Below are 19,892 nucleotides of genomic sequence, written 5' to 3' on the forward strand. Positions count from 1 at the left end.
TGACGTCCGCAGGTCCGCGGACGCCTTTCGGGAAGAAGGTGGGATGCGGCACTGGACGTTGGGATTGATCGGCCTGTGGGCGGCGGGAGCGGTGGCGCAAACCGCGCCCCCGAATGCGCCGGCACCGCCGAAGAGCGACGAACTGGTCGTCACCGGCCGGCGTGCGCCCGACAAGGCCGAACTGCGCCGGCAGGTCGATGGCGTGACCGGTCATCCCGGCTTCGACAAGCCGCTGGCGCGGTTCATCGAGCCCGTCTGCCTGGGCACGATGGGCCTTGGTGCCGATACCGGAGCCGCGATCCTGGACCGGATGGTGCAGGTGGCCGAAGCGGCCCGCGTGCCGATGAACGGCAAGGCGACATGCAGTCCCAACGTGCTGGTGCTGTTCATCGACGACAGCCATGCCGGGGTGGAGCGGATCGCCAAGCGCACCTCCGGCCTGATGCGCAGCCTGTCCTATTACGAGGTCAAGGCGCTGTTGAAGGAGCCGGGGCCGGTCTATGCGTGGAGCGCGGTGGAAACCCGCTCGCGCGATGGGGACCGGATGGCGGTCGATTTTCCGGGCGACGTGCCGCAACTGAAGGTGTCGACCGCGACGCGCACCGCTCTGCCGATCCGGCAGGACATGCTGTCCTCCGTCGTCATCATCGAGCGCAAGGCGGTGGCGGGCAAGCTGGTGACGCAGATCGCCGACTATGCCGCGATGCGCGCCTTTGCCGAGACGAAGCCGCGGCGCAAAGGGGATGCCGCAACGATCCTGTCGCTGTTCGACGAAGGCGTGGTGGCGCCGGTCGAGATGACCGCCTTCGACCGCGGCTATCTGCGCGGTGTCTATAGCGGCGCGCCCAATCAGCTCCCCGGCTTCCAGATCGGGGGCATGGCGCGCGCGATCGGGGAGGAAATGATCAAGGAGGACGCAGGCCCTTGAATGCAACCGGCCGACCCGGCGCCCGCCCGGGACAGCGCGACCTGACGAGCGGGCCGATCGGCCGCTCGCTGCTGCTGTTCGCGCTGCCGACGCTCGGCTCCAGCATCCTGCAGTCGATCAACGGATCGATCAATGCGGTGTGGATCGGCCAGTTTCTAGGCGAACGCGCGCTGGCGGCGACGACGAACGCCAATCTGGTGCTGTTCCTGCTGGTGTCGGCGGTGTTCGGCTTCGGCATGGCGGCGACGATCATGATCGGGCAGGCCGCCGGGCGCGGCGATATCGAGGGGGTGCGCCGCGTGTTCGGCACCACGCTGGGGCTGTTCGCGGTGCTGTCGACGCTGGTCGCGGTCGTCGGGTGGCTGGCGGCGCCCGCGATCCTGACCACGCTCGGCACGCCGGCGGAGGCCTATCCGCTGGCGCTGGCCTATCTGCGGGTCATCTTCGTCTCGATGCCCACCGGGTTCCTGTCGGTACTGGTCAGCATGGCGCTGCGCGGCACCGGCGATGCGATCACCCCGTTGAAGTTCCTTGCGCTCGGCGCGGTGCTGGATGCCGGGTTGAACCCGCTGCTGATCGTCGGGGTCGGGCCGTTTCCGGAACTCGGCATCACCGGCTCGGCGCTTGCCACGGTGATCGCCAACACGCTGTCCTTCGCCTCGATGCTGGTCTTCGTCTATCGCCGCGATCTGGTGGTGCGGCTGCGGCGGTCCGAGTGGCGCTATCTGCGGCCGGACCCTGCGCTGTTGAAGCCGCTCGTCACCAAGGGAATACCCATGGGGTTGCAGATGCTGGTCGCGACCGGATCGGCGCTGGCGATGATCGGGCTGGTCAATCGCCAAGGAACGACGATCACCGCCGCTTACGGCGCGGCCAGCCAGCTATGGACCTATATCCAGATGCCCGCGATGGCGGTGGGCGGCGCGGTCAGCGCGATGGTGGCGCAGAATATCGGTGCCGGCCGCTGGGACCGGGTGGAGCGGGTCAACCGGTCCGGCGTGATCCTGAACCTGATCCTCACCGGCGGCCTGGTCGCGGCGGTCGCGGCCGCCGACCGGCACGTGCTGTGGCTGTTCCTGGGCAGCGACGGCGATGCGGTGGGGGCGGCGACGCGGATCAACCTGATCGGATCGGCCAGCTTCATCCTGTTCGGCGTATCGATCGTGCTGTCCGCCACGATGCGCGCGAACGGCGCGGTGGTGGCGCCGCTCGTCATCCTGGCGGTGGCGTTGTTCCCGGTGCGCCTCGGCCTGGCCTATGCGCTGACCCCCGCCTGGGGGGCGGATGCGATCTGGTGGAGTTTTCCGGCGGGCTCGCTGGCGTCGATGGTGATGACCATCGGCTATTACCGGCACGGCAACTGGAAAAAGGGCAGGCCGCTCGCACCACCCGAGGCCGAGGAACAGGCCATGGCCTGCGAGGAACCGACCGCCAAGAAGATGCCGGTCGGGTAGCCGGGCGCCCGCCGTCAGTCGCGCGGTGCCATCACCTCGATGATGCCGGGGGCGACCCTGGCGGTGACGGGGGTACGGGCGAGCACCTCGCCGTCGATGGAGATCGGCAGGCGCGGTTCGGTGTCGATGCGCAGGGACTTGGCCCGGAACTCGCGCACCTCTTCCTTGCGTGCCTCGCTGCGGAAGATGCTGGCCGTCCAGTTGGCGATCAGGCGGCGTTTCACATGGCCGCACACCGCCTGCACGACGATCTCGCCCGAATCGACCGAGGCCGATTCCACCAGTTCGGTGCCGCCATGATACGGCCCGTTGGAGATGCGCACCTCCACCACGCGCAGCCGTTCCGCACTGGCGCCTTCGCCGACGATCAGGGTGAACGGTCGGAACCGCATGAACTGGTACGCCGCCCAGCCGAGATAGCCGACGCGGCCGAACACCTTTTTCAGATTGTGCGGCACCGTCTCGGCGATCTTGGGGCTGATGCCCATCGCCGCGCAATTGGCGTAGTAATCCTTGTCGATCATGCCCAGATCGATCCGCCTGGGCGCGCCGTTCCGGATCACGTCGATCGCGCCGTCGACCGTCAGCGGGATGTTCAGCGAACGGGCAAAGCTGTTCGCGGTGCCGAGCGGCAGCACGCCCAGGATCACGTCATGCCCGACCATCAGGTCGACCAGCCCGCTGATCGTACCGTCGCCGCCGCCCAGGATCAGCAGGTCGGGCTTGACCGACAATACGTCCCTGACCACCCGTTCCAGGTTCTTGGGGTCGTCCACCGCGCGGGCATCTACCTGATAAGGCAGGCCGGACATCGCCTGACAGGCACGCTTGAACAGCTTCTGCCCCTTGCGGGACTTGGCATTGACGACCATCGCGGCCGACCGGATTTCCCTCAAGACCAATTCCTTTCGGGCGCGCAACGCTTGGCAAGTGCTCCGCGATCCCGCAAAGCATGACGATGACCGCCGCCTATCCTGCGCTTCGCCTGCGCCGTACGCGCGCCTCGGGGTGGAGCCGCCGGCTCCATGCCGAAACCGTCCTGACCCCGGCCGACCTGATCTGGCCGTTGTTCATCACGCAAGGGCAGGGGGTGGAGGAGCCCGTCGCCAGCCTGCCGGGCGTGTCCCGCTGGTCGCTGGACGGCATCGTGGCGCGGGCGCGCGAGGCGCGGGACCTGGGCATTCCGTGCCTGGCGCTGTTTCCCAACACGCCGCCGGAGCTGCGTTCGGATGCGGGCGAGGAGGCGCTGAACCCCGACAATCTGATGTGCCGCGCCATCCGCGCGATCAAGGATGCGGTGCCCGAGATCGGCCTGCTGACCGATGTCGCGCTCGATCCCTATACCACGCATGGTCATGACGGGCTGGTCGATGCCGCAGGCTATGTGGAGAACGACAGGACGGCGGACGCGCTGGTGCAGCAGGCGCTGACCCAGGCGCGTGCCGGGTCCGACATCATCGCGCCGTCCGACATGATGGACGGCCGCATCGGCCTGATCCGCGGCGCGCTGGAGGCCGAGGGCTTCCACAATGTCCAGATCATGTCCTACGCCGCCAAATATGCCAGCGTCTTCTATGGCCCGTTCCGCGATGCGGTGGGCAGCCGCGGGCTGCTGAAGGGTGACAAGAAGACCTACCAGATGGACCCCGCCAATGCCGAGGAGGCACTGCGCGAGGTGGCGCTGGACCTGGGCGAGGGCGCGGACAGCGTGATGGTGAAGCCGGGCCTGCCCTATCTGGACATCATCCTGCGGGTGAAGTCCGAGTTCCAGGTGCCGGTCTTCGCCTATCAGGTGTCGGGCGAATATGCGATGATCGAGGCGGCGGCCGCCGTCGGCGCGATGGACCGCGACGCGCTGGTGCTGGAGACGCTGATGGCATTCAAGCGTGCCGGGTGTTCGGGCGTGCTGACCTATCATGCGGCGCATGCCGCGCGGCTGCTCGGCGCGTGAGCGAGGCGCCTGTGGCGGGCGTGTCGGTGGCGGACGGCGCCGCGGGTCCCGCCCCCATGACCACCGCCATGTCACGGCCGGTGCACGCGCTGTTCGTGGCGACGATCCTGGCGGGATCGTTCCTGCTGTTCCTGGTCCAGCCGATGGTGGCGCGCATGGCGCTGCCCCGGCTGGGCGGGGCACCCGCCGTGTGGAACTCGGCGATGCTGGTCTATCAGGCGCTGTTGCTGGGCGGCTATGCCTATGCGCACGGGCTGGCGCGGTTCCGGCCGCGGGTGCAGGCGGGCATTCATCTGGGACTGCTGGCGATCGCGGCCTTGTGGCTGCCGATCGGGCTGGTCGCGGGCGATCCGCCGGCCGATGCCGATCCCGCCGTGTGGGTGCCGTGGCTGCTCGGCCTGTCGATCGGGCCGCTGTTCTTCGCCGTGTCGGCGCAGGCGCCGCTGATCCAGCGCTGGTTCGCCGCGGCAAGCGGCGGGCGGGACCCTTATGCGCTTTATGCCGCGTCCAATCTCGGCAGTTTCGGCGGGCTGATCGCCTATCCGCTGCTGGTGGAACCTTCGCTGGCGCTGAAGGGGCAGAGCCTGGTCTGGACGATCGGCTACGGCGCGCTGGTGCTGCTCGTCGCCGCCTGTGCGCTGCGCCTGCCGCCGCGCGCGGTGACGGAGGCGCAACATGCGGTCACGCCGCCGGCCACGCCGCGACGCATCGCCTACTGGATCGCGCTGTCGCTGGTCCCCTCGGGCCTGATGCTCGCGACCTCCACCTATATCACCACCGACATCGTCGCGATGCCGCTGTTGTGGGTGCTGCCATTGGGGCTCTACCTGCTCAGCTTCACCATCGCCTTCGCCGCGCGGCGCGGCGCCGCCGAAATGGTCACGCGGATCGCGCCGGTGACGCTGCTGCTGTTCGGCGGCGTCATCATGGCGGGCTATCACCAGCGGCCTTATTTCAATGCGGGCATCGCGCTGCTGTTGCTGTTCATGGTGTCGGTGGCGCTGCACACCGCATTGTTCCGCGCGCGACCGGCGCCGGACCGGCTGACCGGATTCTATCTGGCGATGTCGGCGGGCGGGGCGCTGGGCGGGGTGTTCGCCGGGCTGCTGGCGCCCGTGCTGTTCGACTGGACCTATGAATATCCGCTGCTGATCCTGGCGGCGGGGATGCTGGTGCCGCAACAGTTCCTGGCGGCGCCGATCCACCGGCTATGGGCACGCCATGGCCGTGCCATGCTGATCGGGCTGGCGCTGATCCTGGGCGTCGGCATCAACGTGGCGGTGCTGCGTGCCGACGGGTTGACCGGGGCGGCGAACGGTATCGCCTTTCTGATGCTGGCGACGCTCGGGCTGCTGACGATCGGCGCGCGTGCGGGCTATGTCCTGCTGCTCGCCAGTGCGCTGGTCGTGTTCGGCGGTTACCGCGCCATCGCGCTCAGCCTGGATGCCGGCGCGCGGACGCGCAGCTATTTCGGCGTCTACACGGTCAATATCCGTCCCGACCGGCGCGAGCTGGATCACGGCACCACCGTGCACGGCGTGCAGCTTCGCGGATCGCCGGCGCGCGAGCGGCAGCCGACGACCTATTACGCGCCCGGCTCCGGCGTGGGGCAGGCGATGCTGCTGGCGCCGACCCTGTACGGCGCCGGCGCGCGCATCGGCGTGGTCGGGCTGGGGACGGGAACGCTCGCCTGTTACGCCCGGCCGGGGCAAAGCTGGCGCTTCTACGAGATCGATCCCGCCGTGATCCGTATCGCGCGCGATACCGGGCAGTTCAGCTATCTGTCGCGCTGCCTGCCGCGGCCGACGATCCTGCTGGGCGATGCGCGGATCAGCCTGGCGCAGGCCGCACCCGACAGCCTTGACCTGCTCGCGCTCGACGCCTTCTCGTCCGACGCCATTCCGATGCATCTGATGACGCGCGAGGCGTTCGAAACCTATGCGCGCGTCCTGTCCGACCGCGGCATGCTGCTCGTCCACATCTCCAACCGCTTTCTCGACCTCGAACCCGTGGTCGCTGCCGCCGCCCAGAGCGGGGGGTGGCATGCCATGCAGTTGAACTACAATCCTTCCACACTGGATACCGATGCATCGGCGTCCTTGTGGATCGCCCTTTCGCGGGACCGGGCGGTGATCGACACGCTGGCCGACCGCAATCCGGGCTGGGCGCCGATCGCGAACACCGGGCATGTGCCGGTGTGGACCGATGATTATTCGACCATCCTGCCGCTGATCCGGGGGTTCTAGGATCAGGCGGCGGGCAGCCCGGCTTGCAGGCGGTCGATCGTCGCGCTCTGCCGCGTGCCCTCGGCGGCGGCGCGGGTCTTGAGCGCGGTCAGCGCGGGATAGTCGGGCGCCAGTTGCGCGGCGCGGTCGATCGCGGCCTCGTCGATCGTGGTAACCAGCGCGGAGAGTTGCGCGCGGCGATCGTCCAGTTGCGCCAATCCCGCCTGCGCGTTCAGCCAGGGCTCGCTGCCGACCGCCTGGCCGCGCGCGGCGCGTGCCTGAGTCTCGACCTGCCGTGCTTCGGTATCGAAGTCGCGGGCCAGGGTATCCAACTGGCGGCTCCATTCGGCGATGCGCGCGTCGAGCGCCGGATCGGGGCGGATTTCCACCGGCTTCACCTCGGGCTCGGCGAAACCCAGTTTCTCGACCGGGCGCACGCCCAGCGAGGGATAGACGGTGTCGTCCTTCGCGCAGGCGGCGAGCGACAGGCTGAGCGATAAAGCCAGGGCGAGGGGGCGGGGCGACGGCATCATCCCTCGTCCGTAGAAAAGTGAAGAAAGTCGAGCAACACTCTTGCGTTCGTTTCCGCCCGCTTCTAAGAGCCCACCTCCACAGCGCGCCCGTAGCTCAGCTGGATAGAGCATCAGACTACGAATCTGAGGGTCGGACGTTCGAATCGTTCCGGGCGCGCCAGTGGAAAAACAGGTCCCAGCGACCCATGCGCGCCCGTAGCTCAGCTGGATAGAGCATCAGACTACGAATCTGAGGGTCGGACGTTCGAATCGTTCCGGGCGCGCCATTCACCAGACAGCATCGACCAAATGGCCCCTCCCGCGCCGCAGGAAGGGCCTTATCCCGATTACCGACCGTAGATGCGGTCCAGCATGCGCGACACGGTGACCAGTTGCGCGGCGGCGGGATCGAAGCGCGCCCCGCCGGCGAGTCGCCGTGCCCAGTCGGCGCCGGCGCGGCCACCCCATTCCTCCGGCGGCTGGCTGAGCGTTTCGCGCTGGGTGCCGCGATAGCGCTCCGCCACGAAGTCGTAGAAGGAACCATCGACGTTGCGCAGCGCAGCGCCGCCCTGCGTGCCGTAGAAGGCGGCGCTGATCTCCGCATCGCGACCGGCATGGAGCCGCCAGGAGCAGGTGAGGCGCACGACGGTGCCGGTTGGCAGCACGATGCTGGCGGTGGCGAAGTCCTCCACGGCCTCCGCTGCGGGGGGAAGCAGGCGCCCGTCCGCGAACAGTTGCGCGGTGACCGCGGGATCGCCCTCGGGAAAGCCCAGCGCCCAGAGCGCCAGATCGACCAGATGCACCCCCAGATCCATCACGCAACCGCCACCCGATTGCGCACGGTCGTAAAACCACGGCTTGTCCGGGCCATAGGCGTTGTGAAAGACGAGATCGACCGCCTGGACATGGCCGAGCGCGCCCTCCGCCAGCAGGGCGCGGATCGCCTGCATGCCGGCGGTGAAGCGGTAGGAGAAGTCCACCGACAGCAGCCGGTCGGCGGCGCGCGCCGCTTCCACCACGCGGGCCGCCTCGGCGGCATCGCGGCCGAGCGGCTTCTGGCAGAACACCGCCGCGCCGGCATTCAGCGCGGCGATCGACTGTTCGGCATGGAGCGCACTGGGCGTGGCGATGACGACGCCGTCGACGCCGGCCGCCAGCATCGCCTCCAGCCCGTTCACCACTTGCGCGTCCGGCGCCAGCTTCGCCGCCTCGGCAATCATGTCCGCGGACGGATCGGCGATCGCCACCGCCTCCACCAGCCCCGTCTCCAGCATCACCTGCATCCGGTGCCGGCCGATCCACCCGACGCCGAGAAAGCCGATGCGCGGGCGGTTCATGCGGCGTCTCCGAACGTTATCAATGCTTTCACGAACCCTTGCGGCTTGTCGCGGGTCGCGGCGATCGCCTCGCCCAGTTGCGTGAGCGGATAGCGGTGGGTGTAGAGCGGAGCGGGATCAATCCGGCCGCTCGCCACCGCGTCCACCGCTTCGCGCAGGCCCTGCATCTGCACCGCGGGATCGCGTTCATGCGCGTTGATGACGTCGATGCCTTTCCAGTTCCAGTCCTGCATGTTCACCTGGCGCGGCCCGTCCTGATGATAGCCGGCGACGATCAGCTTGCCGCCGAAGCCGGTGATCGCGCTGGCGAGATCGAGCGGCCACTGCTTGCCCACCGCCTCGATCACCCGGTCGCACAGCGCCTCCCCGGTCAGGCGCTTCACCTCCTCGATGATCGCCCAGTGGTCGTGCATCGGGATCGTCTCCGCCGCACCATAATGCCGCGCAAGCGCCAGTGACTCGTCGCGGCGCGAGATCGCGATGACGCGGGCGCCGGCGTTCGTGGCGAGGCGGGTGAGTATCGCGCCGAGGAAGCCGATGCCGACGATGGCGACGGTGTGGCCGGGGCGGATGTCGGAGCGGCGGAAGATGTTCATCGCGCAGCCGAGGGGCTCGCCGGGGAAGGGGCGGCCGTGGAGGGCGGGGGGCAGGACGACGAGCGCGTCGGCGGAGGCAATGTCGTAAGGGGCGAAGCTGTGGCAGGACAAAGTGGCGACGCGGTCGCCGGGGCGCACGCCCGACACGTCCGGGCCGACCGCGTCGACGATGCCCCAGCCCTCATGCCCCATGCCGCCCGCCTCGCCGGGGAAGCTGGACCACGGCTGTCCGGCCCATGGCTCGACGTTCGAGGCGCAGACGCCGCAGCCCTCCAGCCGGATGCGCACCTCGCCGGGTCCGGGTTCGGGGCGGGCCACCTCCACCATCTCGAACCGTTCGGCTGCGGCCAGTATCGCGGCCTGCATCGTCTCGCTCACCATCTGTTCCTTGTCGTTTGTTATCATGAAGCCCAGGCGACGATCAGGGAGATCGCCGCGGCAAAGGTGACCAGCACGGTGATCCAGCCAAGCATGGTGGTCAGCCAGCCGTTGCGCCGCGCGCCCATCATCCGCCGGTCGCCGGTCATGATCATCATTGCACATAGCAGCGGCGGCACCGAAAAGCCCTGCACGATCCCCGACCACACCAGGGCCCGCATCGGATTGAAGCCGAGAAAGTTGAGCGCCGCCGCGACGATCGTGACCAGCACGATGACCGCGTAGAACAGCTTCGCCTCGCCGACCTTTGCGTTCAGATGCCCCTCGCGTCCGACCCCCTGTACCAGATCATAGGCGGCGCCGGTCGACATCACGGGCACCGCGAGGAAACCGACGCCGACCACGCCGGCGGCGAACAGCCATTTGGCGGCCGGACCCGCCAGCGGCTCCAGCGCGGAGGCGGCCTGTGCGGCGCTTTCGATCTCGGTCTGGCCGGCGGGGTGGAGCGTCGCACCGGTCGACAGGATGATGAAGTAGAGGATGACGTTGGAGAAGAGCATGCCGATGATGACGTCGCGGCGGGTGCGTTCCAGTTCCCCGCGGCTGGCACCGAAACGCTGGCGCCAGCGCCTTCTGCCCTCGGCGATCTGCTCCTCCACCTCCTGGTTGGACTGCCAGGTGTAGATATAGGCGGACAGGGAGGTGCCGATGCACGCGACGACCATCGCCAGGAACTCGGCATCCATCGTCACCCGTGGCATCACCGTCGCGCGCAGCACCGCCCCCCAGTCGGGCCGGGCCATGATCGCGGCCGCAACATAGGCGAACAGGGCAAGCGCCAGCCAGCGGAAGATGGTGCGCAGCAGATCGTAGCTGCCGAAGATCTGAAAGGCGACGATGATCGCCGCCGCGCCCACGACGATGGCGGGAACGGGCACGGGAACGAGCAGCGCCAGCGCCGCGCCGATCCCGCCAAGATTGGCCGCCGCCTCGATGACATTGCCGGTGAACGCGCAGGCGACGAGCGGATACAGCACCCAGCGCGGAAACCGGTCGCGCACCGCGGCGAACAGTCCCTTGCCATAAACGCGCCCCAGCTTGGCCGAGACATAGACGACGACATACATCATCGGCAGCAGCACGGGGGCGATCCATAGAAAGCCCAGGCCGAACCGTGCGCCCGCGGTGGCATAGGTGCCGATCGCGGAAGGATCGTCGTCCGCCGCCCCGGTGATGATGCCGGTGCCAAGCACGCGCAGGGGATTGCGCGCCATCAGGCACGCCTCGCTTCATGGGTCATCGTCGCTCCTGCATGACCGGGTGCGGCGGGTGCCGGCACCGGTTGCAGCAGCGCGATGACACCGTGCCATGCGAAGCAAAATAACATCGGATTACAATTGCTTGATACCAGGCGCGTGCCCGATCTTCATTCCGCCGCCACCGCAGGGACGCTGGTCGATGCCGGTGCGTAGCGGTCGATCATCCATGCGCAAAAATCGGCAAAGGCCTGCGGCTCGCGCGCTGGGCTGGTATGATGCGGCGCGACGCCCAGATGCTCGGGCGTGAAGCAGAAGGTGACGGTGACGTCGAAATCGGCCAGCGCCTCCATCTGGCGGTCGAACCAGTCGGTCGCGTTGGGCCGGAAGCTGTCCGCCCAGCTCAGCCCGGTGCGCAGCTTCTTCGTGCCCAGCCGCTTCATCCAGGCGACGGCATCGTCCAGCCGGGGGTCCTCGAAATGGAACCACTGCATCAGCCCCATCTCGCCCGCCACCTTGGCATAATCCTCCAAGGCGGGCTTCGGCGTACCGTCCGGGCGGATAAGCCCCATGTAGAAGTGACGGTAATAGCTGGACCCTTCCGCCTCACGGTGGCGGGTGGTGGCGCCCCATTCCATCGGCAGGTCGAACAGCGAATACCAGAAGACGCGCGGCACGCGGCCGAGCAGCAGCTCGGCGGTGCGGCGCAGGCCGAACACCTGCACCTCCTCCGCCCCGAAAGAGCCGACGCCGACTTCGGTCACCCAGACGGGCTTGTGCGTCACCGCCTCGATCTCGGCGACCTTGGCCGGCCATTCGTGGATCGACCACAGGTTCCAGTCGAGCGGGAAGCCGTGCACCGCGACGACATCGACCGCGTCCAGCGCGCCGTGCCCTTCCATGCGGCGCACCCAGGCCGGATCGATGGGCGACATGCCGCCCAGCACACGGGTGATCGCCGGGTTGATCGCGTGGATCGCGTTGCCGGCACGCGCGACCGTATCGGCAAAGATCGCCCAGTCGGGATCGAGTTCCGGGTCCCAATGCGACTTGTTGTTCGGCTCGTTCCAGATCATCGCGGCTTCGATCATCGTGTTTCCTCCCCCTTGTTCGGATAGACGGCGGCAGGGCCGTATTCGGCATAGGGTATATCGCTGACGCGGCAGAGATAGACCTCGTTCTCCGGATGCGCCTCGATCCGGAACCCTGCGGCGCGCAGCATCGCCTCCGAACAGGCGCGGTTCGGTGCCCACCAGTTGGTCCAGTCGTTGGCGAAGGCACGCTCGATGAAATGCATCTTCGGATAGGCGGCATCGTCGAAGAAGTCGGGCGGCTGGTGCGTGCCCGGCTTGTGAAAGGGATGGTCGGCCGGCGCGTCATAGGCGTCGCGCGACCCCTGCTGCATCGTCTGGAACAGCAGCATGTCGCCCGCGACATGCTCCCGGATCAGGTCCAGCGCGAGCAGCGGGTGGCGCAGGTGATAGAGCACGCCCATGAAGATCACGAGGTCGAACCGTTCACCAAGCGCACCGACATCGTAGACGGACAGGTTACGGAACTCGACACCCTCGAACCCCAGCGCCCGGCTCGCCAGCCGCGCCTGCGCCAGATAGCGCTCGTCGCTGTCGATCCCCAGCACCCGGTCTGCGCCACGCCGCTTCATCTCGACAGAATAAAAGCCGGCATTGCAGCCGATATCGAGCACCGACTTGCCGGTCAGGTCGGCAGGCAGGGCGTGGGCGAAGCGGTCGAACTTGAAGCCCGGGTAATTGCCCAGGAAATGATCGGGCGCGGTCCACAGCCCACCGCCCAGATCGATATTGTGGAACCATGGCCCCAGCGCGGCCACCTGTTCACGCAAAGCCTTGTCGGCGATCGTCGCCATCAGCACATCCTCTCGTTCAGGCTCAGCAATTTGGCACCCCAGTCGCCGACAACGGCGCGCGAGACGCTGGCCGGGGCGATGTCGAAGCGCAGGAGATTGTCGAGCGACAGGCCCAGCACATGCGCGATGCCGGCGCGGATCATGTCGCTATGGCTGACCAGCGCGATCACCTGTCCATCGGCGTCGCGCGCCAGCCGGTCGATATGGCCGACGATGCGCGCCTGTGCCTCCGCCATCGTCTCGCCACCGGGGATGCGCGCCGTGCCGCGCCGGTTGTTCCATGCGTCCCAGGCGGGGCCGTGCAGGGTGCCGAATGCAGCCCCTGTCCAGTCGCCCATGTCGATCTCGACCAGCGCATCGACCATGGTCGGCGCCGGAAGACCGCACGCGTCCGCAATCGCCTGCGCCGTCTGGCAGGTGCGGGTCAGGGGGCTGCATTCGATGCGGGTGATCCCCTGACCGACCAGCGCCGCCCCCAAGGCGGCTGCCTGCGCCATGCCGGCCTCGCTCAAGGGCACGCCTGGCAGGCGTCCCGAAAGACGTACGTCCAGATGGGCATGCGCCGCATGGCGGATGAAAAGGATCGTTGCGGTCAAATGTACCCTTCCCCGCCCCCTGTATCGCCGCACCGGGAATGGCAGCGACTTAACAATTGTTAAGAAGATAGCTTCTCAATAGGTTAGGAACAAAGAAGAAGAAGCTTCGTTCCACTACCGAAAGCATTGTGATGAGGGGGTGTTGAACCGAATGACCCGAGTGGCCGCGACAATCCGCTTTTCGTCAACAACACAGATCAAGTTTCCGGCATGAGCGAGACGGTTCTCATCACCGGCGGCGCCGGCTTTATCGGCCGCTTCGTTGCCGATGAACTGCTCGCCCGCGGCAACCGGGTCCGCGTTCTCGACAGCCTGATCGAGCAAGTGCACGGGCAGGTGGATCGCCCCCCGCTGCTGAACGACGAGGTCGAGTTGATCCGCGGCGACGTGCGCGACGGCGATGCGGTGTCGCGCGCGCTGGACGGGGTGGACAGCGTCGTCCACCTCGCCGCCGAAGTGGGCGTCGGCCAGTCGATGTACGAGGTGGAACGCTATACCTCGACCAACGATGTCGGCACCGCGGTGCTGTTCGAGAAGCTGATCGACAAGCCGGTGCGCCGCGTCGTCACGGCCTCGTCCATGTCGATCTATGGCGAGGGGCTGTACCGCGATGCGGACGGCAATCTGGTCGAGGATGCCGAGCGCCGGGGTCTGCGCGACGGTTTGTCCAACTGGGAGCCGGTCGATGCGCAGGGGCGGCCGCTGTCGCCGGTGGCGACGCCCGAATGGAAGCGTCCGAACCTCGCCTCGATCTACGCGCTCAACAAATATGTGCAGGAGCGCACCACCCACATCATGGCCGCGCCCTATGGCATCGAGGGCGTGTGCCTGCGCCTGTTCAACGTCTATGGCCCCGGTCAGGCGCTGTCGAACCCCTATACCGGCGTGCTGGCGATCTTCGCCTCGCGCCTGCTCAACGGCCAGCAGCCGATGATCTTCGAGGATGGCGAGCAGCGCCGCGACTTCGTGCATGTGTCGGACGTAGCGCGCGCCTTTGCCGACTCGCTGACGCTGCCCCAGGCGGTCGGCGGCACGTTCAACATCGGATCGGGGCATGACCGCTCCGTCACCGAAGTGGCGACCGAACTGGCCCGTGCGATGGGCAAGAACGACCTGACCCCCGAGGTCGTGGGCAAGGCGCGGATCGGCGACATCCGCCATTGTTTCTGCGACACCGGTCTGGCCGCCGAGAAGCTGGATTTCCGCGCGACGCAGGATTTCACCCAAGGACTGGCCGAACTGGCCGAATGGGTTGCCGAGCAGACCGCAGAGGACAAGGTGGCGACGATGCGCGCCGAACTGGAGAAGCGGGGGCTGGTGGCGTGAGCGACGACCGGCCCATCCTGATCACGGGCGGCGCTGGCTTTATCGGTTCGAACCTCGCGGACCGGCTGGCGGGCGAGGGGCACCGCGTCCGCGTCTATGATGCGCTCGCCCGCGCCGGGGTCGAGCAGAATCTGCACTGGTTGCAGAGCCGGCATGGCGACCGGATCGAGGCGCGGATCGCCGACATTCGCGAGCAGGACGCGCTCGCCGATGCCGCCGCCGACGCCAAGGCGGTGTTCCATCTGGCAGCGCAGGTGGCGGTGACCACCAGCCTGGTCGATCCGGTGGACGACTTCACGATCAACATCGCGGCCACGCTGTCGCTGCTGGAGATGCTGCGCAAGCGGGGCGATGCGACGCCGCTGATCTTTGCGTCCACCAACAAGGTTTATGGCGATCTGGCCGACCTGGATTTCGCCGCGAGCGACAATGGCTATGCGCCGGTCGACGCGGCGATCCGCGACCATGGCATCGGCGAGGACCGGCCGCTCGACTTCCACACGCCCTATGGCTGTTCCAAGGGCGCGGCCGACCAATATGTGCTGGATTATGCGCGCAGCTACGGCGTGCCGACCGCGGTGCTGCGGATGAGCTGCATCTACGGCCATCGCCAGATGGGGACCGAGGATCAGGGATGGGTCGCCCATTTCCTGATCCGCGCGCTCGAAGGGCGGCCGATCACGCTTTATGGCGACGGGCAGCAGGTGCGCGACATCCTCGACGTGTCGAACGCGGTCGATGCCTATGTGCGGGCCTGGGCCAATATCGACCGGGTGTCGGGGCAGGTGTTCAACCTGGGCGGCGGCGCGGACAATGCGGTCAGCCTGCGTACCCTACTCGCCTATATCGGCACGCTGATCGGGCAGGACGTGGCGATCGACTATGCGGACTGGCGCGCGGGCGACCAGCGTTACTTCGTCGCCGACACGCGCAAGGCGGAAGCGGCCCTGGGGCTGGGCGCGAGGGTGCCGTGGCGCGAGGGCGTGGCGAACCTGGCGCGCTGGCTGGCGAGCGAGCGCCGGTTGAACCTGCCGGTCGGCGACATGACGGCGCTGGCGTCGTGACGATGCGCATCCTGATGACCGCCGACGCGGTTGGTGGGGTCTGGCAATATGCGACCGATCTGGCCGCCTCGCTGGTGCCGCACGGGATCGAGACGGTGCTGGCGACGCTGGGCCCGCCGGCGACGGCGGCGCAGCGGGGCGAGGCGGCGGCCGTGCCCGGGCTGACGCTGGTCGAAACCGGCCTGCCGCTCGACTGGCTGTGCGACGAGCCCGGCCCGGTGCAGGCGGCGGGCGAGGCGATTCGCGCGCTGGCCGAGCGCGAGGGGGTGGGCCTGGTCCACCTCAACCAACCCTGCCTTGCCGCCGAGACCAGCTATCCCGTGCCGGTCGTCGCGGTCATCCATGGCTGCGTCGCGACCTGGTGGGATGCCGCGCACGGCACCCAGCCCGACCGCGCCTTTGCCTGGCAGGCGCGGCTGGTGCGCGCCGGACTGATGCGCGCCGACGCGGTGGTCGCGCCCAGTGCCAGCTATGCCGCGATCGTCGCCCGCTGCCACCGGCTGCCGACGCCGCCGCTGACCGTGCATAACGGCCGCGCCGCGCTCCCCGTGCCTACGGGGCTCGCCCAGGCCGATCATGTGCTGACCGCCGGGCGGCTATGGGATCAGGTGAAGCGTGTCCGCCTGCTCGACGAGGCGGCGGGGCGCATCGCATGGCCGATGCTCGCTGCCGGCCCGCTGGTCGCCCCGCATGGCGAGACGATCCGGCTCCGGCACGCCCGGTCGCTCGGTACGCTTTCCACCCCCGATCTGGCCGCGCAACTGGCACGCCGGCCGATCTTCGTCTCGTCGGCCAGCTTCGAGCCGTTCGGCCTGTCGGTGCTGGAGGCGGCGGCGGCGGGCTGCGCGCTGGTCCTGTCGGGGATCGACACGTTTCGCGAATTGTGGACGGGCGCCGCGCTGTTCGTGGACCCGGACGATGCCGATGGCTTTGCCGCCGCGATCGGCCGCGTCATCGCCGACCAGGCGCTGCGCCAGCATATGGGGGAGGCCGCCCGCATCCGGGCCGCCCGCTACACCCCCGATGCGATGGCCGGTGCCATGGCCTCCATCTATGCCGGCCTGCTCGGCGCGGCCAAGCCCTCCACCAAGGTCGCCGCATGAAGATCGTCTATTTTACCCACAGCCTGCAATCCTGCTGGAACCACGGCAACGCCCATTTCCTGCGCGGCGTGCTGAGCGACCTGATCGCGCGCGGGCATGACGTGCGCGTCTATGAGCCGATCAACCCCTGGAGCTTGACCAACCTGCTGGCCGATGCGGGCGAGGCGGGGCTGGAGCCCTATCGCCGCCATTACCCGGAACTGTCCTCCCAGAGCATCGCGCCCGAGATCGCGCTGGAGCCGCTGGTCGATGGGGCCGATCTGGTCATCGTCCATGAGTGGAACGAGCCGGCACTGGTCGCGGCAATCGGCGACGTGCGCAGGCGGGGGGGATCGTTCCGCCTGCTGTTCCACGACACGCATCACCGCGCGGTCAGTGCCCCGGACGAGATGACCGCCTTCGACCTGTCGGGCTATGACGGTGTGCTGGCGTTCGGCGAAACGCTGTCTGAGGTTTATCGCGGCTGGGGCTGGGAGGGCCGGGTATGGACCTGGCATGAGGCGGCCGACACCCGCCGCTTCCACCCGCCGGCCGAGGACGGCGCGCGGTCCGGCCTCGTCTGGATCGGCAATTGGGGCGATGGCGAGCGGACGCGCGAACTGGAAAGCTTCCTGTTCCGGCCCGCCGCCGAAGCCGGGCTGCCGCTCGATATCTACGGTGTCCGCTACCCTGACGAAGCCAGAGCAATGCTGGCCGCGCATGGTGCCCGCTATCACGGCTGGGCGCCCAATGCCGGCGCGCCCGACATCTTCGCCCGCGCGCTCGCCACGGTTCACGTGCCGCGCCGTTATTATACGACGATCCTGCCCGGCATTCCCACCATCCGCGTGTTCGAGGCGCTGGCCTGCGGCATCCCGCTTGTCTCCGCACCGTGGGAGGATGCCGAAAGCCTGTTCCGGCCCGGCACCGACTATCTCGTCGCGGCCGATGGCGCCGCGATGACCCGGCACCTGCGGGCACTGGCCGAAGACGCCGATCTGCGCGCCGCGCTGGTCGCCGCCGGGCTGGAGACGATCCGCGCCCGCCACACCTGCGCGCACCGCGTCGACGAACTGCTCGCCATCGCGCGCCAATTGCACGCGCCCGCGCTCCAGAGGACTGCCGCATGAAGATCGCCTTTTACGGCTCCAGCCTCGTTTCCTCCTACTGGAACGGTGCCGCCACCTATTATCGCGGCATATTGAGCGCGCTTGCCCGCCATGGCTGGGACATCACCTTTTACGAGCCTGACGCGTTCGACCGGCAGAAGCACCGCGACATCGATCCGCCCTCCTACGCAAGATCGGTCGTCTATCCCGCCACCCCGGAAGCGCTGTGCGACGTGCTGGCGGATGCGCGGGGCGCCGACATCGTGGTGAAGGCGAACGGCGTCGGCGTGTTCGACCGCGAACTGCTGGAAGGCATCATCGCCAATGCCGGGCCCCACGCGCTCAAGATCTTCTGGGATGTCGATGCCGCCGCGACGCTGGACGAGATGCGCGGCGACGCGTCGCACCCCGTGCTCGCCGCGCTTCCCGATCTGGACATGGTGCTGACCTATGGCGGCGGGCCGCCGGTGGTGGACGCCTATACCGGCTTTAGCGCGAAACGGTGCATCCCCGTCTACAACGCGCTGGACCCGGAGACGCATCATCCGGTCGCGCCCGATCCGCGCTTTGCCTGCGATCTCGCCTTTCTGGGCAATCGCCTGCCCGACCGCGAGGCGCGGGTGGAGGAATTCTTCCTGAAGCCGGCCGCCCGTCTCGCCGATCGCCAGTTCCTGATCGGCGGCAATGGCTGGGAGACGAAGCAGATGCCCGGCAATGTCCGCCACCGCGGCCATGTCTACACCGCCGAGCACAACGCCTTCAACTGCACGCCGCGCGCGGTGTTGAACGTCGCACGCGACTCGATGGCGCATATCGGCTTCTCGCCCGCCACCCGCGTGTTCGAGGCGGCGGGCGCGGCGGCCTGCCTGATCACCGATGCATGGGAAGGGATCGAACAGTTCCTGACCCCCGACAGCGAAGTGCTGGTCGCGCGCGACGGGCAGGACGTGGCGGATCATCTGGCGGCGCTGACCACCGAACGGGCGCAGGCGATCGGGCAGGCGGCGAAGGCGCGGGTGCTGGCCGAACATACCTACGAACTGCGCGCGGTACAGGTGGACGCGCTGTTCCGCGACCATCTCGCCCGACAGGCGGTGCCGGCATGAGGCTCGTCGTCCTTGGCCTGTCGCTGTCCTCGTCCTGGGGCAATGGCCACGCCACCACCTTTCGCGCGCTGTTGAAGGCATTTGCCGCGCGCGGGCACGATATCCTGTTCCTGGAACGCGACGTCCCCTGGTATGCCAGCCAGCGCGACTGCACCGATCCCGATTATTGCGAACTGGCCTTTTACGCCGACCTGGACGAACTGCGCAGCCGCTGGGGCGAGGCGATCGCCGGGGCCGACGCGGTGATCGTCGGCTCCTATGTGCCGCAAGGCGTCGAGGTCGCGCGGCTGGTGCAGGAACTGGCGCGCGGCGTCACCGCCTTTTACGACATCGACACGCCCGTGACGCTGGCCAAGCTGGAACGCGGCGACTTCGAATATCTCTCGCCGGCGGTGATCCCCGGCTACGACCTGTATCTGTCGTTCACCGGTGGGCCGACGCTGGACCATCTGGAGCGGCAATATGGCTCGCCGGCCGCGCGCGCGCTGTTCTGTTCGGTGGACGAGGATGCCTATCGGCCGCTGGAGGTGGCCCCGCGCTGCGACCTCTCCTATCTTGGCACCTACAGCCCCGATCGGCAACCAACGCTGGAGCGGCTGTTACTGGAGCCGGCGCGGCGCATGCCCGATCGCCGCTTCGTCGTTGCCGGGCCGCAATATCCCGCCGACATCGACTGGCCGGCCAATGTCGAGCGGATCGAGCATTGCCCGCCTGCCGACCATGCTGCTTTCTACTCCGCCTCGCGCTTCACGCTGAACGTGACGCGCGGCGACATGATCGCGCGCGGCTGGTCGCCCTCGGTGCGCCTGTTCGAGGCCGCGGCCTGCGCCACGCCGATCATTTCCGACATCTGGGAGGGGCTGGACCAGCTCTTCGTGCCGCAATCGGAAATCATCCTGGCGGACGGCACAGAGGCGGTGGTGGCGGCGCTGTCCGGCGGGGATGCCGGGGCGATGGGCCGGGCCGCGCAGGCCCGCGTGCTGGCCCAGCATACCGCGCGCCACCGCGCGGCCGAACTCGAAGCATATCTGGAACATGCCGCAACAGCGGCCGCACGCGAACCGCAGGTCGCGTGACGATGACCATG

The 19,892-nt window shown here is 68.2% G+C and carries 18 protein-coding genes and 2 tRNA genes; 12 read left to right on the top strand and 8 right to left on the bottom strand.

Annotated features, from left to right (window positions below):
* Window positions 1–43: 43 nt before the first annotated feature.
* Entirely contained in the window at window positions 44–928 is an 885-nt protein-coding gene (locus NPJ82_RS05535; protein ID WP_342658606.1) for a hypothetical protein, read from the top strand.
* Window positions 925–2,382 carry an MATE family efflux transporter gene (locus NPJ82_RS05540; protein WP_342658607.1) on the top strand — a complete coding sequence of 486 codons (1,458 nt, stop codon included), beginning with the start codon at window positions 925–927 and terminating at the stop codon, window positions 2,380–2,382. The genes NPJ82_RS05535 and NPJ82_RS05540 overlap by 4 nt, the downstream gene beginning before the upstream one ends.
* Window positions 2,383–2,396: 14 nt before the next feature.
* On the opposite strand, the gene NPJ82_RS05545 is transcribed toward NPJ82_RS05540, so the two are convergent.
* A complete protein-coding gene (locus NPJ82_RS05545; RefSeq protein WP_342658964.1) occupies window positions 2,397–3,254 on the bottom strand; it encodes a diacylglycerol kinase family protein in 858 nt (285 codons plus the stop codon).
* A gap of 86 nt (window positions 3,255–3,340) precedes the next feature.
* On the opposite strand from NPJ82_RS05545, the gene hemB reads away from it, so the two are divergent.
* Both hemB and NPJ82_RS05555 read left to right on the top strand, forming a co-directional pair.
* Window positions 3,341–4,333: a porphobilinogen synthase gene (gene hemB / locus NPJ82_RS05550; protein WP_112383556.1), complete on the top strand. Its 993-nt coding sequence runs from the start codon at window positions 3,341–3,343 to the stop codon at window positions 4,331–4,333.
* 68 nt (window positions 4,334–4,401) lie between these two features.
* Window positions 4,402–6,579: a fused MFS/spermidine synthase gene (locus NPJ82_RS05555; RefSeq protein ID WP_342658965.1), complete on the top strand. Its 2,178-nt coding sequence runs from the start codon at window positions 4,402–4,404 to the stop codon at window positions 6,577–6,579.
* Window positions 6,580–6,581: 2 nt separating this feature from the next.
* Here the strand turns inward: NPJ82_RS05555 and NPJ82_RS05560 are convergent, their stop codons facing one another.
* The gene (locus tag NPJ82_RS05560) at window positions 6,582–7,091 is read right to left on the bottom strand and encodes a hypothetical protein (RefSeq protein WP_267351769.1); all 510 of its coding nucleotides are present in this window, start codon (window positions 7,089–7,091) and stop codon (window positions 6,582–6,584) included.
* 83 nt (window positions 7,092–7,174) lie between these two features.
* Here NPJ82_RS05560 and NPJ82_RS05565 point away from each other — a divergent pair.
* Both NPJ82_RS05565 and NPJ82_RS05570 read left to right on the top strand, forming a co-directional pair.
* Window positions 7,175–7,251: transfer RNA gene (locus tag NPJ82_RS05565), tRNA-Arg, on the top strand.
* A 29-nt stretch (window positions 7,252–7,280) separates the two neighbouring features.
* A tRNA-Arg gene (locus tag NPJ82_RS05570) sits at window positions 7,281–7,357 on the top strand.
* Between the two features lie 60 nt (window positions 7,358–7,417).
* Here the strand turns inward: NPJ82_RS05570 and NPJ82_RS05575 are convergent.
* The 6 genes from NPJ82_RS05575 to NPJ82_RS05600 form a co-directional block, all read right to left on the bottom strand.
* Window positions 7,418–8,407: a Gfo/Idh/MocA family oxidoreductase gene (locus tag NPJ82_RS05575; protein WP_342658608.1), complete on the bottom strand. Its 990-nt coding sequence runs from the start codon at window positions 8,405–8,407 to the stop codon at window positions 7,418–7,420.
* Window positions 8,404–9,408 (bottom strand): zinc-binding dehydrogenase, encoded by a 1,005-nt coding sequence (locus NPJ82_RS05580; protein WP_342658609.1) that lies wholly within the window; start codon window positions 9,406–9,408, stop codon window positions 8,404–8,406. The genes NPJ82_RS05575 and NPJ82_RS05580 overlap by 4 nt, the downstream gene beginning before the upstream one ends.
* Window positions 9,405–10,655, bottom strand: coding sequence for an Nramp family divalent metal transporter (locus NPJ82_RS05585; RefSeq protein ID WP_342658610.1), 1,251 nt, complete (start codon window positions 10,653–10,655; stop codon window positions 9,405–9,407). The genes NPJ82_RS05580 and NPJ82_RS05585 overlap by 4 nt, the downstream gene beginning before the upstream one ends.
* Window positions 10,656–10,807: 152 nt before the next feature.
* Window positions 10,808–11,728: a glycosyl hydrolase gene (locus NPJ82_RS05590; protein ID WP_112383979.1), complete on the bottom strand. Its 921-nt coding sequence runs from the start codon at window positions 11,726–11,728 to the stop codon at window positions 10,808–10,810.
* On the bottom strand, window positions 11,725–12,522 hold the full coding sequence (locus NPJ82_RS05595; RefSeq protein WP_267349415.1) for a TIGR04290 family methyltransferase: 798 nt from the start codon (window positions 12,520–12,522) through the stop codon (window positions 11,725–11,727). Before NPJ82_RS05595 ends, NPJ82_RS05590 begins: the two co-directional genes overlap by 4 nt.
* Window positions 12,522–13,118, bottom strand: coding sequence for a histidine phosphatase family protein (locus NPJ82_RS05600; RefSeq protein ID WP_342658611.1), 597 nt, complete (start codon window positions 13,116–13,118; stop codon window positions 12,522–12,524). The genes NPJ82_RS05595 and NPJ82_RS05600 overlap by 1 nt, the downstream gene beginning before the upstream one ends.
* Window positions 13,119–13,328: 210 nt before the next feature.
* Between NPJ82_RS05600 and NPJ82_RS05605 the strand changes: the two genes are divergently transcribed.
* The 6 genes from NPJ82_RS05605 to NPJ82_RS05630 are packed head-to-tail and all read left to right on the top strand — an operon-like array spanning window position 13,329 to window position 19,881.
* Complete coding sequence (locus NPJ82_RS05605; RefSeq protein ID WP_342658612.1) at window positions 13,329–14,444, top strand: SDR family NAD(P)-dependent oxidoreductase; 1,116 nt, start codon at window positions 13,329–13,331, stop codon at window positions 14,442–14,444.
* Window positions 14,441–15,508: an NAD-dependent epimerase/dehydratase family protein gene (locus NPJ82_RS05610; RefSeq protein WP_342658613.1), complete on the top strand. Its 1,068-nt coding sequence runs from the start codon at window positions 14,441–14,443 to the stop codon at window positions 15,506–15,508. The genes NPJ82_RS05605 and NPJ82_RS05610 overlap by 4 nt, the downstream gene beginning before the upstream one ends.
* Window positions 15,509–15,510: 2 nt before the next feature.
* Window positions 15,511–16,611, top strand: a complete 1,101-nt coding sequence (locus NPJ82_RS05615; protein WP_342658966.1) for a glycosyltransferase family 4 protein — start codon at window positions 15,511–15,513, stop codon at window positions 16,609–16,611.
* Window positions 16,608–17,720: a glycosyltransferase gene (locus NPJ82_RS05620; RefSeq protein WP_342658614.1), complete on the top strand. Its 1,113-nt coding sequence runs from the start codon at window positions 16,608–16,610 to the stop codon at window positions 17,718–17,720. The genes NPJ82_RS05615 and NPJ82_RS05620 overlap by 4 nt, the downstream gene beginning before the upstream one ends.
* Entirely contained in the window at window positions 17,717–18,805 is a 1,089-nt protein-coding gene (locus tag NPJ82_RS05625) for a glycosyltransferase (protein ID WP_342658615.1), read from the top strand. The genes NPJ82_RS05620 and NPJ82_RS05625 overlap by 4 nt, the downstream gene beginning before the upstream one ends.
* Complete coding sequence (locus NPJ82_RS05630) at window positions 18,802–19,881, top strand: glycosyltransferase (protein ID WP_342658616.1); 1,080 nt, start codon at window positions 18,802–18,804, stop codon at window positions 19,879–19,881. Before NPJ82_RS05625 ends, NPJ82_RS05630 begins: the two co-directional genes overlap by 4 nt.
* Window positions 19,882–19,892: the final 11 nt, after the last annotated feature.

The organism is Sphingomonas sp. NY01, from assembly GCF_038809135.1.
In the GTDB taxonomy this organism is placed as follows: Bacteria; Pseudomonadota; Alphaproteobacteria; order Sphingomonadales; family Sphingomonadaceae; genus Sphingomonas; species Sphingomonas carotinifaciens.

Bases quoted from the DNA above. Each gene is read 5' to 3' on its own strand.
- NPJ82_RS05580 (WP_342658609.1), bottom strand. From the start codon at position 9,408: ATGATAACAAACGACAAGGAACAGATGGTGAGCGAGACGATGCAGGCC.
- NPJ82_RS05605 (WP_342658612.1), top strand. From the start codon at position 13,329: ATGAGCGAGACGGTTCTCATCACCGGCGGCGCCGGCTTTATCGGCCGC.
- NPJ82_RS05590 (WP_112383979.1), bottom strand. From the start codon at position 11,728: ATGATCGAAGCCGCGATGATCTGGAACGAGCCGAACAACAAGTCGCAT.
- NPJ82_RS05625 (WP_342658615.1), top strand. From the start codon at position 17,717: ATGAAGATCGCCTTTTACGGCTCCAGCCTCGTTTCCTCCTACTGGAAC.
- NPJ82_RS05630 (WP_342658616.1), top strand. From the start codon at position 18,802: ATGAGGCTCGTCGTCCTTGGCCTGTCGCTGTCCTCGTCCTGGGGCAAT.
- NPJ82_RS05575 (WP_342658608.1), bottom strand. From the start codon at position 8,407: ATGAACCGCCCGCGCATCGGCTTTCTCGGCGTCGGGTGGATCGGCCGG.
- NPJ82_RS05555 (WP_342658965.1), top strand. From the start codon at position 4,402: ATGTCACGGCCGGTGCACGCGCTGTTCGTGGCGACGATCCTGGCGGGA.
- NPJ82_RS05585 (WP_342658610.1), bottom strand. From the start codon at position 10,655: ATGGCGCGCAATCCCCTGCGCGTGCTTGGCACCGGCATCATCACCGGG.
- NPJ82_RS05560 (WP_267351769.1), bottom strand. From the start codon at position 7,091: ATGATGCCGTCGCCCCGCCCCCTCGCCCTGGCTTTATCGCTCAGCCTG.
- NPJ82_RS05595 (WP_267349415.1), bottom strand. From the start codon at position 12,522: ATGGCGACGATCGCCGACAAGGCTTTGCGTGAACAGGTGGCCGCGCTG.
- NPJ82_RS05620 (WP_342658614.1), top strand. From the start codon at position 16,608: ATGAAGATCGTCTATTTTACCCACAGCCTGCAATCCTGCTGGAACCAC.
- NPJ82_RS05535 (WP_342658606.1), top strand. From the start codon at position 44: ATGCGGCACTGGACGTTGGGATTGATCGGCCTGTGGGCGGCGGGAGCG.
- hemB (WP_112383556.1), top strand. From the start codon at position 3,341: ATGACCGCCGCCTATCCTGCGCTTCGCCTGCGCCGTACGCGCGCCTCG.
- NPJ82_RS05545 (WP_342658964.1), bottom strand. From the start codon at position 3,254: ATGGTCGTCAATGCCAAGTCCCGCAAGGGGCAGAAGCTGTTCAAGCGT.
- NPJ82_RS05615 (WP_342658966.1), top strand. From the start codon at position 15,511: ATGCGCATCCTGATGACCGCCGACGCGGTTGGTGGGGTCTGGCAATAT.